The sequence below is a fragment of the Duganella zoogloeoides genome, from assembly GCF_034479515.1.
Lineage (GTDB): Bacteria > Pseudomonadota > Gammaproteobacteria > Burkholderiales > Burkholderiaceae_D > Rugamonas > Rugamonas zoogloeoides.
Map to the genome: position 1 here is coordinate 144,063 of NZ_CP140152.1, position 13,304 is coordinate 157,366.

Sequence of the window (13,304 nt, forward strand, 5' to 3'; positions counted from 1 at the left end):
GATAATGGCTCAGTTCGTGTCCAAATGTCGGCACTGACCCCGAAGTGGGGGGGAGGTGGCGTGCGTTTGGGGCGTTTCAAACGGTATAATGTCCGGTTCATAGTCAACTCTGGCCGCACACCATCATGCAAGATAAATATAGTCACGCCGACGTAGAAACCGCAGCGCAATCCCACTGGAAAGCCATCGACGCCTACAAGGCGGTCGAGCACGACCCGCGTTTCCCCAAGGGTAAGTATTACGCCTGTTCGATGCTGCCTTACCCTTCGGGCAAGCTGCACATGGGGCACGTGCGCAACTATACGATCAACGACGTGATGTACCGCTACCTGCGCATGAACGGCTACAACGTGCTGATGCCGATGGGCTGGGATGCGTTCGGCATGCCGGCGGAAAATGCGGCCATGGCCAACAACGTGCCGCCGGCGCAGTGGACCTACTCGAACATCGCCCACATGCGCTCGCAGATGGAGCTGATGGGCCTGGCCATCGACTGGTCGCGTGAAATGACCGCGTGCAAGCCCGAGTACTACAAGTGGAACCAGTGGATGTTCCTCAAGATGCTGGAAAAAGGCATCATCTACAAGAAGACCGGTACCGTGAACTGGGACCCGATCGACCAGACCGTGCTGGCCAACGAGCAAGTCATCGACGGCAAGGGCTGGCGCTCGGGCGCGCCGATTGAAAAACGCGAAATCCCGATGTACTACGCGCGCATCACCGAATACGCCGACGAACTGCTCGGCTACGTCGACGACAAGCTGCCGGGCTGGCCCGAGCGCGTGCGCATCATGCAAGCGAACTGGATCGGCAAATCGACCGGCGTGCGCTTTGCCTTCCCGCACCAGATCAAGGACGCCGACGGCGCCCTGATCGGCGACGGCAAGCTGTACGTGTTCACCACCCGCCCCGACACCGTGATGGGCGTGACCTTCTGCGCCGTCGCTGCCGAGCACCCGCTGGCCGTGCATGCCGCACAGGACAACCCGGAGCTGGCCGCGTTCAATGCCGAGTGCAAACTGGGTTCCGTGATCGAAGCCGACATGGCCACGATGGAAAAGAAGGGCATGCCGACCGGCTTGTTCGTCACCCATCCGCTGACCGGCGAGCAAGTCGAAGTGTGGGTCGGTAACTACGTCCTGATGACCTACGGCGACGGCGCCGTGATGGGCGTGCCCGCGCACGACGAGCGCGATTTCGCGTTTGCCAAAAAATACAACCTGGCCATCAAGCAGGTGATCCGCGCCGAAGGCCAGGAATTCTCCGACGCTGCCTGGCAGGAGTGGTACGGCGACAAGACGATTTCCATCGTCACCAACTCGGGCAAGTACGACGGCCTGAACTACGCCGACGCCGTGGAAGCGGTCGCTGCCGACATGACCGCAAAGGGCCTGGGCGAGAAGAAAATCACGTTCCGCCTGCGCGACTGGGGTATTTCGCGCCAGCGCTACTGGGGCACGCCGATCCCGATGATCAACTGCCCGGACTGCGGTTCGGTGCCGGTGCCGGAAAAAGATCTGCCGGTGGTGCTGCCGGAAGACTGCGTACCGGACGGCAGCGGCAACCCGCTCAACAAGTACGAAGCATTCCTGCAATGCGACTGCCCGCAGTGCGGCAAGCCAGCGCGCCGCGAAACCGACACCATGGACACCTTCGTCGATTCGTCGTGGTACTACATGCGCTATACCTCGCCAGGCGCCAACGCCATGGTCGATGAACGCAACGACTACTGGATGCCGATGGACCAGTACATCGGCGGCATCGAACACGCTGTGCTGCACCTGCTGTACGCGCGCTTCTGGACCAAGGTCATGCGCGACTTCGGCCTGGTGAAGTTCGACGAGCCGTTTACGAACCTGCTCACGCAAGGCATGGTGCTGAACGAAACCTATTACCGCGAAGACGCGGCCGGCAAAAAGACCTGGTTCAACCCGGCCGACGTCGATCTGACGGTCGATGACAAGGGCCGCCCGCAAGCGGCGATCCTGCGCGACGACCAGCAGCCGGTGCACATCGGCGGCACGGAAAAAATGTCGAAGTCGAAAAACAACGGCATCGACCCGCAAGCGCAGATCGAACAATACGGCGCCGACACCGCGCGCCTGTTCACCATGTTCGCCTCGCCGCCGGAGCAGACCTTGGAATGGTCGGGCAGCGGCGTGGAAGGCGCCAACCGCTTCCTGCGCCGCGTGTGGGCATTCGGCTATGCGCAGCAAGCTGCCATCGTCGCCGCCGGTTCGCCATTGACGGCAACGGCCACCACCGACGCCGGCAAAACCCTGCGCCGCGAGCTGCACAAGCTGCTGCAACAGGCCGACTACGACATCAAGCGCATCCAGTACAACACCGTGGTATCGGCTTGCATGAAGATGCTCAACACGATCGAAGCGGCCAAGGACGTGGAAGCTGGCGTGCTGGCCGAAGGCTACGCGATCTTCCTGCGCTTGCTGAACCCGGTCGCGCCGCACATCACCCACGTGCTGTGGGCCGAACTCGGGTATGCCGGCGACATCCTCAACGCGCCATGGCCGCAAGTGGATCCGGCCGCGCTCGAGCAGTCCGAGATCGAAATGATGATCCAGGTGAACGGCAAGCTGCGCGGCAGCGTGGTCGTGGCCAAGGGCGCCGACAAGGCCAGCATCGAAGCGCTGGCGCTGGCCAACGAAGCGGTGCAAAAGTTCATCGAAGGCACGCCGAAGAAGATCATCGTCGTCCCGGGCAAACTGATCAACATCGTGGTGTAAAGGTATCCAATGACGACTACTTCCGGATTGTTCCGACGCACCCGCGCGGCCGGCATGGCGCTGCTGCTCACTGCCACGCTGTCCGCCTGCGGCTTCCACCTGCGCGGCGACGGCGGCCATTACACGCTGCCGTTCCCGACCATGTACATCGGACTGCCGGAGTCGTCGCCATTGGCGATCGACTTGAAGCGCAATATCCGCGTCAATGGCAACACCACGGTGGTCAATAGCCCCAAAGATGCCGATGGCGTGGTCGAAGTGCTGTCCAACCCGGAAACCACCAAGACCAAGACCATCCTGTCGCTGAACAGCAATGGCCGCGTGCGCCAGTACCTGCTGCAATACACCATCGTGTTCCGCGTGCTCGACCGTCAAGGTAACGAGCTGCTGGGGCCGACGACGATTTCGCTGAGCCGCCCGATCGACTTCAACGAAACCCAGTTGCTGGCCAAGGAGCAGGAAGAGGCGCTGCTGTACAAGGACATGCAAACCGACCTGGTGCAGCAGATGATGCGCCGCATGGCGGCCGTGAAAACCACGCGCATGTCGGTGCCCGGTCCGGGACCGGCACCGCAGGATCCGTCCGCCGCGCCGGCCGTGCCGATCCTGTAAGGCGACACCATGCAATTGCGCCTGGACGCGCTCGACGGCCACCTGAACAAGTCGCTGTCGCAGCTGTATGTGATCACCAGCGACGAGCATTTGCTGGCGCTGGAGGCGGCCGACAAAATCCGCCGCACCGCGCGCGCGCAAGGCTATTCCGAACGCGACGTGCTGACGGTGGAGCGCAGCTTCAAGTGGGGCGAACTGCTGGCCGCCAACCAGGCGCTGTCGCTGTTCGGCGATAAAAAGCTCATCGAATTGCGCATCCCCACCGGCAAGCCGGGCAAGGACGGCGGCGCCGCGCTGCAAGCGTACGTGAAAGACCTGAGCCCCGACAATCTGACATTGATTACCCTGCCCAAGCTCGACTGGCAAACCCAGAAGGCGGCGTGGGTGGGGGCGTTGCAACAGGCGGCGGTGTACATCGACATCCCGCAAATCGAACGGGCGCAATTGCCCAACTGGATAGGCCAGCGCCTTGCCGCACAAGGGCAAAGCGCGGACCGGCAAAGTATCGACTTCATCGCCGATCGCGTGGAAGGCAATCTGCTGGCGGCGCACCAGGAAATACAAAAACTCGCCCTGCTGCACGAACCTGGCAAGCTCACCTACGAGCAAGTGCACGACGCCGTACTCAATGTGGCCCGCTACGACGTCTTCAAACTCAGCGAAGCGATGCTGATGGGCGACCCGGCGCGGCTGGTGCGCATGCTCGAGGGGCTGAAAGGCGAGGGCGAAGCGCTGCCGCTGGTGCTGTGGGCCGTGTCGGAAGAAATCCGCACGCTGCTCAAGCTCAAGGCGGGCATGGCGCAGGGCCGGCCGCTCGGTGCGCTGCTCAAGGAATACCGCATCTGGGGGCCGAAAGAGCGCATGATGGACCCGGCGCTGCGGCGTATTTCACTGGCCACCCTGGAAGCGGCCATGAAAGACGCCGCGCAAGTGGACAAGATGATCAAGGGCCTGCGCGCCAAAGCCTACAGCGGCGATGCATGGGATGCCATGCTGCAGCTGGGGCTTAAAGTGGCGCGCGGGTAAGCAGCCCTGTAAAGAATCGAGACGATAATGGACACGAAGTTGGATATCAAGCAGTACATGGAACAACTGGGCCAGCAGGCGCGCAAGGCGTCGCGCGCCATGGCCCGTGCCGACAGCGCCACCCGCAACCGCGCGCTCACGCTGATCGCCGACGGCATCGAGCGCGAGGCCGACGCCCTGCGCGCCGCCAACCGGCTTGACATGGATGCCGCAGCCGCCAACGGCCTGGCGCCGGCCATGCTGGACCGCCTGGCGCTGTCCGACAAGGCGATTGCCACCATGGTCGAAGGCCTGCGCCAGATCGTCGCGCTGCCTGATCCCATCGGTGAAATCTCGGGCCTGAAATTCCGCCCGAGCGGCATCCAGGTGGGCCAGATGCGCGTGCCGCTCGGCGTGATCGGCATCATCTACGAGTCGCGCCCCAACGTCACCGTTGACGCGGCGGGCCTGTGCATCAAGAGCGGCAACGCCACCATCCTGCGCGGCGGGTCGGAAGCGATCCACTGCAACCGCGCGCTGGCGCAACTGGTCAAGGAAGGCCTGCTGGGCGCCGGCCTGCCGGAAAACGCCGTGCAGGTGGTCGATACCACCGACCGCGCCGCCGTCGGCGCCCTGATCACCATGCCGCAATACGTGGACGTGATCGTGCCGCGCGGCGGCAAGGGCCTGATCGCGCGCCTGATGGAAGAAGCCACGGTACCGATGATCAAGCACCTCGACGGCATCTGCCACGTGTACATCGACGACATGGCCGACCTGCAAAAGGCGGTCGCTATCGGCTTCAATGCCAAGTGCCACCGCTACGGCACCTGCAACACCATGGAAACCTTGCTGCTCGCGCGCCCGATCGCGGCCAAGGTGCTGCCGGAACTGGCCAAACTGTACGCGACCAAAGAGGTGGAACTGCGCGCCGACGCCGAAGCTGCTGCGATTTTGGCCGGCTACCCGCACCTCGCTGCTGCCACCGAAGAAGACTGGTCCACCGAATACCTGGCCGCGATCCTGGCCGTGAAAATTGTCGATGGCATCGACGAAGCGATGGACCATATCAACCAGTACTCGTCCAAGCACACGGAATCTATCATCACCGAAGACTACAGCGCCGGCATGCGCTTCCTGCGCGAAGTCGATTCGGCGTCGGTGATGATCAACGCGTCCACCCGCTTTGCGGACGGCTTCGAGTACGGCCTCGGTGCCGAGATCGGCATCTCCAACGACAAGCTGCACGCGCGCGGCCCGGTGGGCCTCGAAGGCCTCACCTCACTCAAGTACGTCGTGTTCGGTCACGGCGAAATTCGCCAGTAATTCCACTAAAGGATCGCCATGCTCTGGATTAAATCGCTGCACATCTTCTTCGTCATCGCCTGGATGGCGGGCGTGTTTTACCTGCCGCGTATTTTCGTCAACCTGGCCATGGAGACCAACACCGCCGTCACCGAACGCCTGCTGATCATGGCGCGCAAGCTGTATCGTTTTTCGCTGTGGATTTCGGTGCTGGCGATCGTGTTCGGCGCGATCCTCGTGTACATGCTGTATGGTCCGCGCATGCCGGGCTTCATGCATGCCAAGCTGCTGTTCGTGGTGCTGATCGTCGGCTACCACCATGCGTGCGGCAGCATCCTGAAAAAATTCGAGAAGGGCGTCAATACGCGCAGCCATAAATGGTTCCGCGTGTTTAACGAAGTGCCGGTGTTCCTGCTGCTGGCAATTATCGTACTCGTGGTGGTCAAACCCTTCTGACCAAGCACCCCGTACTTAACTAACGGATAAAAGGTTCTCCTGTGGCTTCATATTTTTGCCCATGCCCGCGCGGCATGGAAGCGGCGCTGGCCGAAGAGCTGGGCGAAATCGCCCAGCAAAGCACCACCATGAAAGTGCACAACCAGGTTCCTGGCGGCGTGCACTGCTCGGGTGAGCTGATTGATTCGTACCGCATCAACCTGCACTCGCGCATCGCCTCGCGCGTGCTGATGCGCATGGCCGTTACCGGCTACAAGACCGAGAACGACATCTACGACCTGGTGCTGGCGCAATCGTGGGAAGACTGGTTCACGTACGACCACACCATCCGCGTGGACGTAACCGCCGTCAAGTCGCCATTGAAAAGCCTGGAATTCACCACGCTGAAAATCAAGGATGCGATCTGCGACCGCTTCCGCGACATGTACAGCAAGCGCCCGTCGGTCGATACCCGCGAGCCCGACATGCGCATCGTCGGTTTCCTCGACGCCCACCAGTTCATCATCTACCTCGACACGTCCGGCGAAGCGCTGTTCAAGCGCGGCTGGCGCGAAGAAACCGGCGACGCGCCGCTGCGCGAAAACCTGGCCGCCGGCTTGCTGCGCGTGGCCGGCTGGAAGCCGGGCATGCCGCTGTTCGACCCGATGTGCGGTTCCGGCACCATCCTGTGCGAAGCGGCGCAGATGGTGCAGGGCGTGCCGCCGGGCGCCCGTCGCCGTTTCGCTTTCGAAGCCTTCAACGACTTCGATCCTGCCCCGTGGCAGGAAATGAAAAACGCCATCAAGCCGAACCCGCTGCCGAGCGAACCGACCATCTTCGGTTCCGACATCTCGGGCGACATGGTGGCCATGACGCGCCACAACCTGCGCGCGGCCGGCATCATGTTCGACGTGCCGCTCAAGCAGATCGAAGCGCAGGAAGTCAAGGCGCCGACCGAACAGCCGGGCATCATGCTGACCAACCCGCCGTACGGCGAGCGGATCGGCGTGCGCGGCGACAGCTCGCTGGGCGAGGACGAACTGGCCAAGAGTTTTTACTCGGACTTCAGCGGCACCCTCAAGCAGCGCTTCGCCGGCTGGACCGTGTACCTGTTCACGGCCGACCTGGGCCTGCCCAAGATGCTGCGCCTGAAAGAATCGCGCAAGACGCCGTTCTTCAACGGCGCGCTCGAATGCCGCCTGTTCCGCTTCGACATGGTGGCCGGTTTCAACCGCCGCGAAGCTGCCAAGCCCAAAGAAGCTTAACCACCTGCTGCGCCGCCGGACCCCGCAGCACCGGGCGGGGACGGACCCCAGTCAAGGAACATATGTACCCGACCCCGCCCGACAACGTTCTCCCCGATCCCGTCAAGGACGTACCCCCACCGCCGCCATCGACCCCCAAGGTGCTCAGCGCCACCGCGCTGGCGGTGATCCTGGCCCTGCTGTCGATGCTCGGGCCGTTCTCGATCGACGCCTATTTGCCGGCGTTCCCCAACATCCAGGCCACGCTGGGCGCCACCCCGCTCGAAGTACAGCAAAGCCTCACCTTCTACATGCTGGCCTTTGCCGGCATGGTGCTGTGGCACGGCGCGCTGTCCGATGCGTTCGGCCGGCGCAACGTCATCCTGGTCTCGCTGGTGATGTTCGCGATCGGTACCCTCGGCTGCGCGTCGGTGCACTCGGTGCCGTACCTGTGGGCGTTCCGCGTGATGCAGGGCATCTCGGCCGGCGCCGGCGTGGTGGTGGGGCGCGCCATCATCCGCGACCTGTATTCCGATGCGGCGGCCGCGCGCCTGCTGTCGCTGGTGACCATGATCTTTTCGATCGCCCCGGCGATTGCGCCTATCCTCGGCGGCTGGATCGTCACGCTGTTCGACTGGCGCGCGATTTTCCTGTCGCTGCTGGCTTACAGCGTGCTGCTGTTCATCTATTGCTACCGCAACCTGCCCGAGACCCTGCCGGTCCACAAGCGCCAGCCGTTCAACCCGCGCCACCTGGCGCGCAACTACGGCGAGATCATGCGCTCCAAGCTGTTCCACCTGAAGTCGGGCGTGGTGGCGCTCAATTTCGGCGGCCTGTTCCTGTTCATCGCGGCGGCGCCCGAATTCCTGCCCAATTCGCTGGGGCTGGGCGCGAGCCAGTTCGGCTGGCTGTTCATTCCGTCGGTGAGCGGAATTTTCCTCGGTGCGCTGGTGGCCAACCGCATCGCCGGCAAGATCTCGTTCTCGCGCCAGATCGGCATCGGCTTCTGCTTCCTGATCGCCGCCGCCGTGTGCAATACGCTGTACCACGTGTTCCTGCCGCCGGCGCTGCCGTGGACCGTGCTGCCGATGCTGTTCTACACCTTCGGCATGTCGATCGTGGCGCCGGGCGCCACGCTGCTCGCGCTCGACCTGTTCCCGCACATCCGCGGCACGGTAGCGTCGTGCCAGTCGTTCGCCACCACCATGATGGGCGCCATCGTGGCCGGCGTGCTGGCGCCGGCGCTGTCGCACTCGGTGTTGTCTTTAGCCCTCGGACAACTGGTACTTACAGGCTCCGCGCTGGTTTTATGGTTGACCGCGCGCCATTACCGGCGCATTCTATTACCCCATCCGGGACAATAAATCTTTACATCAGGAAATGCGCGCGACCCCTGCACGATTGGCTTGCACGTGCTAAGTTGCTATCATACTTTATGCTAATATAAGTTCTTTCTCGGCATTATTCGTTTCCGGTCTGACTTGATTATTGGTATATGACGATGCTGCAACCTGACCTTGATATCCGCCACCGGCTGCTGATCGCGCGCCTGCCCGCCATGCCGCAGATCCTGATCAAACTGATCGAGCATCTGCAGGCCGACGACGCCGGCATGCCGGAACTGGCCGCGCTGATCGCCAAGGATCCGGCCATGGCCAGCAAGATTTTCTCGGTCGCCAGCAGCTCGGCTTTTCACCGCAATAGCGGCGCGCGTGCCGTGGGACTGGAGCAGTCGCTGGTTGCACTCGGCACCGACATGATCAAGACCCTGGTCATCAGCGAATCGGTATTCCAGACCTTCAGCAGCTTCCCCCATTCCGCCAGCACCGACCTGCGCGCTTTCTGGAAAAGTTCGCTCACCACGGCGGTCATCGCGCGCGAGCTGGCCCGCAAGATGGACTACCCGCATGTCGAGGAAGCCTACCTGGCGGGCCTGCTGCACAACGTCGGCCGCCTGGCCCTGCTGGCCACCGCGCCGCGCGAATACGCCATCAACTTCATGGCGCGCGACGACGAAGACCTGTGCGCGGTAGAGCAGCGCACCCTGCAAATCACCCATGCCGAGGCGGGCGCCTGGCTGATCGAACGCTGGCAGCTCGACTCCTTCCTGGCCGACAGCGTGCTGTATCACCACGAGCCGGTCGCGCGCCTGGCCTCCGCCCATCCCCTGATCCGCATGGTGCGCCTGGCGCACCTGCTGTGCGGCCACGGCGACGAGCCTGACGCCATCGAAGACGCGGCCCAACTGTGTGGCCTCGACGGCGCGGCGCTCGAACCTATCCTCGCCAACGCCGCTCGCCAGGTGGAAAAATCGGCCGGGTACCTGGGCATCGACCTGGCTGGCGCCGACGATATCGTGGCGCCATCGGCGTACGTGCCGCCACCGCCGGTCGATCCGGTGCAGCAGCGCCTGTCGGAAGAAGTGCGCAACATGATGCTGGTGTCGGAGATGGCGCAGACGTTTGCGCGCCAGGATGGCGAAACGGGCCTGCTCGACGCCATGACGCGCTCCGCGCGCATCCTGTTCGATTTCGAAAACCTGCTGGTGATGCTGGAAAATCCCACCGGCCAGGCGCTGCTGGGCACCGCCACCGGCAACCAGCCCGGGCGCCTGGCTGAATTCATGCTGTCTCTGGACCCGGAGCAGGGCGGCCAGGTGGCGCTGTCGGCGCGCACGCGCAAACCCGTGTATGCCAGCCGCGCCGGCATGAACGCGCAGGCCGGCGCGCCGCTGTCGGTGGCCGAAGAGCAGCTGTTCCGCATCCTCGGCAGCGAAGCGCTGGTATGCCTGCCGCTGGTGGCGAATCAACGTTGCCTGGGTGTGCTGATTGGCGGCGTCCCTGCCTGGCAACTGGCCGGTTGCCAGCAGCGCGAGCGCTTCCTGCAATCGTTCGCCACCCAGGCGGCGGGCGCGCTGGAGACCGCGCTCAGTGAGCGCGGTCACGCCCGGCGCCAGCTGGCGCAGGTGGCGGAGGAATACCGCGACGCGTCGCGCCGCGTGGTTCACGAGGTGAACAACCCGCTGTCGATCATCAAGAACTACCTGTCCATCCTCGACAGCAAGCTGGCGCGGCGCGAGCCGGTGGTGGGCGAACTGTCGATCCTCAACGAAGAAATCGACCGCGTGGGCCAGTTGCTCAACGGCCTGGCCGACCTGCAGCCGGGCGAACCGTCGCGCATGGGCAAGGCCACCGAGGTGGCCCGCGTGGTGGACGACGTGCTGCGCCTGTTCCGCGCTACCGGTTTCGTGCCGGCCTCGGTGCAGACGGTGGTGCGCATGCAGGAAGGTCCGGGCGCTATCGAGGGCGACGCCGACCTGCTCAAGCAGGTGCTGGTCAACCTGGTCAAGAACGCGGTGGAAGCCATGCCGGAGGGCGGGCGCATCGAGATCGCCAACCGTGGCCTGGTCAACCGTGAGCGCAAGCTGTACCTGGAGCTGGTGGTGGCCGACACCGGCCCGGGCCTGTCGGCCGAGCTGCTGGCCAACCTGTTCGCACCGGTGAAAAGTACCAAGGAAGGCCCCCATCACGGCATGGGACTGTCGATCGTCCACAGCCTGGTGAGCAAGATGGGCGGTCTGATCGCCTGCCGTTCCGGCAAAACCGGCACCACGTTCGAAATCCTGCTGCCGGCCGCCGGCAGCAACACTCAAGCAAGCCCCCCCGCAAGTTCCAGCGCCGGCCAAACCCCCCGGTTGATGGATTCCGTTTAAGGCCATGATGAACCTGAACTACCAGGACGACCCTACCCCCGTCGTCCATCTCCATGATTCGCGGCCGCGCCTGCTGCTGGTGGACGACGAGCCGCGCCTGCTGTCGTCGCTGTACGAACTACTGCGCAGTCACGACGGTCACGACTACCTGCTGTGCACCGCCGCCACCGGCGCCGAGGCGCTGGCGCACCTGGCGCAGCAACCGTTCGACCTGGTGCTGCTCGACCTGCGCCTGCCCGACATGAGCGGCCACGACATCATGGACTTCATGAACGCGCGCGGTATCGACGGCGACGTGGTGGTGATGAGCGGCGAGGTGGGCATCGACGCCGCCATCGGCGCCTTGAAGCGCGGCGCCTACGACTACCTGCGCAAGCCGTACGGCCGCGAAGAGTTGCTCAAGACGGTGGGCAACGTGCTGCAAAAGCGCCGTCTGGCGATCGACAACGAGCGCATCGCCGCGCAGCTGGAAACGTCGGAAAAAATGTACCGCTACCTGGTGGACAGCTCGCCCGACATCATCTACACGCTGGCCCACGATGGCCGCATCACGTTTGTCAACGACCGCGTGCAGCACCTGCTCGGATTCGACCGCGACGAGGTGGTGGGGCGCCACTACTCGGTGCTGGTGCACGACGAGGACCAGGACCGCGCCCGTTACGCCTTCGGCGAACGCCAGGGACAGGGCCAGGGCAGGACGCGGGTAAGCGATGCCGGCGGTCGCACCGCCGAGCTGCGGCTCAAGTGCAAGAGCGGCATCGAGCGCACCTTCAGCATCACGCTCACCTCGATGGCGCCCAACGCCATCGGCCCGCACGACTTTTACGGTACCTACGGCGTGGCGCGCGACATCACCGACCGCAAGCGCGCCGAGGAGATGATTTCGTACCAGGCCTACCACGACATCCTCACCGACCTGCCCAACCGCATGCTGTTCAAGGACCGCCTGGGCCTGGCCGTGATCCAGGCCCGGCGCAAGCAGGCCGAATTGGCGGTGATGTTCATCGACCTCGATCGCTTCAAGCTGGTGAACGACACGCTGGGCCACGTCAAGGGCGACGAGCTGCTGCAACAGGTGGCACGTCGCCTCAAGGACTGCCTGCGCCGCGGCGATACGCTGGCGCGCCAGGGCGGCGACGAATTCACCATCGTGCTGCCGGAATTGCAGGACCGCCAGGAAGCCCGGGGCGTGGCCGAGAAATTCATCGAGAGCCTGGCAGCGCCGTTCGACCTCGATGGCCACCAGGTGCACATCTCTGCCTCGATCGGCATCGCCATCTACCCGCACGATGGCGACGGCATCGACGAACTGCTGCGCCACGCGGACATCGCCATGTACCAGGTGAAGGCGCTGGGCAAGAACGGCCACACCTTCTATCACCCGTCGATGCAGGAAGTGTCGCACCAGAAGATCGTGCTCGAGCGCAGCCTGCGCCAGGCGCTGGAACTGAACCAGCTGGAAATGTACTACCAGCCGCAGATCGACATCGTCACCGGCCGCATCGTCGGCGCCGAGGGGCTGATGCGCTGGAACCATCCGCAGCGCGGCGTGCTGTCGGCCGGCGAATTCCTGCCGTTCGCCGAAGACAACGGCCTGATGCTGCCGATCTCCGACTGGATGCTGGGCGCCCTGTGCCGCGACCTGGTGCGCTGGAATGCCGTCGGCGGCGAGCCGGTACGGCTGTCGCTCAATCTGTCGCCGCAGTATCTCGATCGTGGCGACTTCTTCGACAAGATGCGCGGTGCGCTCACCCGGTACGGCATCGCGCCCGCGCAGATCGAGGTGGAGATCACCGAGAACATCTGCATCCGCAACCCGCAGGACGCGATCGAACAGCTCAACAAACTGTGCGAACTCGGGGTGTCGGTGGCGATCGACGATTTCGGCACCGGCTACTCGTCGCTGTCGTACCTGCACCGCTTCCCGATCCACACCATCAAGATCGACCAGTCGTTCGTCAAGGAGATCCACGACGAAAACGGCCACTACCCGGTGATCCTGGCGATCATCTCCATCGCGCGCGGCCTGGGGCTGCACCTGGTGGCCGAGGGCGTGGAAACTGCCGTGCAGGCCCGCTACCTGCAAGCGAACGGCTGCACCACCATGCAGGGCTACCTGTACCACCGGCCGATTCCGCTGTCGCAGTTTATGGCCGTGCTGGAAAACCAGGTTGGCCCGGCACCGCTGCCCGGCGTGCCGCCCATGCTGCATGCGCAGCCGTTTCTGATGGCGGTGCAGGCGTGAAA

Annotated in this window: 9 protein-coding genes; all 9 read left to right on the top strand. The window is 63.9% G+C overall.

Features of this window, described 5'->3' with window-relative positions; genetic code table 11:
* Nucleotides 1–125: 125 nt before the first annotated feature.
* The 9 genes from leuS to SR858_RS00710 all read left to right on the top strand — a co-directional run bounded on the left by leuS (nt 126) and on the right by SR858_RS00710 (nt 13,302).
* Nucleotides 126–2,744: a leucine--tRNA ligase gene (gene leuS / locus SR858_RS00670; protein WP_019923674.1), complete on the top strand. Its 2,619-nt coding sequence runs from the start codon at nt 126–128 to the stop codon at nt 2,742–2,744.
* Nucleotides 2,745–2,753: 9 nt separating this feature from the next.
* Nucleotides 2,754–3,356 (top strand): LPS-assembly lipoprotein LptE, encoded by a 603-nt coding sequence (locus SR858_RS00675; RefSeq protein WP_026637609.1) that lies wholly within the window; start codon nt 2,754–2,756, stop codon nt 3,354–3,356.
* 9 nt (nt 3,357–3,365) lie between these two features.
* A complete protein-coding gene (holA, locus tag SR858_RS00680) occupies nt 3,366–4,382 on the top strand; it encodes a DNA polymerase III subunit delta (protein ID WP_019923676.1) in 1,017 nt (338 codons plus the stop codon).
* 39 nt (nt 4,383–4,421) lie between these two features.
* Complete coding sequence (locus tag SR858_RS00685) at nt 4,422–5,687, top strand: glutamate-5-semialdehyde dehydrogenase (RefSeq protein WP_026637610.1); 1,266 nt, start codon at nt 4,422–4,424, stop codon at nt 5,685–5,687.
* An 18-nt stretch (nt 5,688–5,705) separates the two neighbouring features.
* Nucleotides 5,706–6,122: a CopD family protein gene (locus tag SR858_RS00690; RefSeq protein WP_019923678.1), complete on the top strand. Its 417-nt coding sequence runs from the start codon at nt 5,706–5,708 to the stop codon at nt 6,120–6,122.
* A 41-nt stretch (nt 6,123–6,163) separates the two neighbouring features.
* On the top strand, nt 6,164–7,366 hold the full coding sequence (locus tag SR858_RS00695; RefSeq protein WP_373922117.1) for a THUMP domain-containing class I SAM-dependent RNA methyltransferase: 1,203 nt from the start codon (nt 6,164–6,166) through the stop codon (nt 7,364–7,366).
* Between the two features lie 62 nt (nt 7,367–7,428).
* Complete coding sequence (locus SR858_RS00700; protein WP_019923680.1) at nt 7,429–8,709, top strand: multidrug effflux MFS transporter; 1,281 nt, start codon at nt 7,429–7,431, stop codon at nt 8,707–8,709.
* Between the two features lie 137 nt (nt 8,710–8,846).
* On the top strand, nt 8,847–11,057 hold the full coding sequence (locus SR858_RS00705) for an HDOD domain-containing protein (RefSeq protein WP_051120380.1): 2,211 nt from the start codon (nt 8,847–8,849) through the stop codon (nt 11,055–11,057).
* Between the two features lie 4 nt (nt 11,058–11,061).
* Nucleotides 11,062–13,302: a putative bifunctional diguanylate cyclase/phosphodiesterase gene (locus SR858_RS00710; protein ID WP_019923682.1), complete on the top strand. Its 2,241-nt coding sequence runs from the start codon at nt 11,062–11,064 to the stop codon at nt 13,300–13,302.
* Nucleotides 13,303–13,304: the final 2 nt, after the last annotated feature.

What these genes read in the sequence shown, in the direction of transcription:
- leuS (WP_019923674.1), top strand. Translation starts at nt 126, where the DNA reads ATGCAAGATAAATATAGTCACGCCGACGTAGAAACCGCAGCGCAATCC.
- SR858_RS00705 (WP_051120380.1), top strand. Translation starts at nt 8,847, where the DNA reads ATGCTGCAACCTGACCTTGATATCCGCCACCGGCTGCTGATCGCGCGC.
- SR858_RS00700 (WP_019923680.1), top strand. Translation starts at nt 7,429, where the DNA reads ATGTACCCGACCCCGCCCGACAACGTTCTCCCCGATCCCGTCAAGGAC.
- holA (WP_019923676.1), top strand. Translation starts at nt 3,366, where the DNA reads ATGCAATTGCGCCTGGACGCGCTCGACGGCCACCTGAACAAGTCGCTG.
- SR858_RS00690 (WP_019923678.1), top strand. Translation starts at nt 5,706, where the DNA reads ATGCTCTGGATTAAATCGCTGCACATCTTCTTCGTCATCGCCTGGATG.
- SR858_RS00710 (WP_019923682.1), top strand. Translation starts at nt 11,062, where the DNA reads ATGATGAACCTGAACTACCAGGACGACCCTACCCCCGTCGTCCATCTC.
- SR858_RS00675 (WP_026637609.1), top strand. Translation starts at nt 2,754, where the DNA reads ATGACGACTACTTCCGGATTGTTCCGACGCACCCGCGCGGCCGGCATG.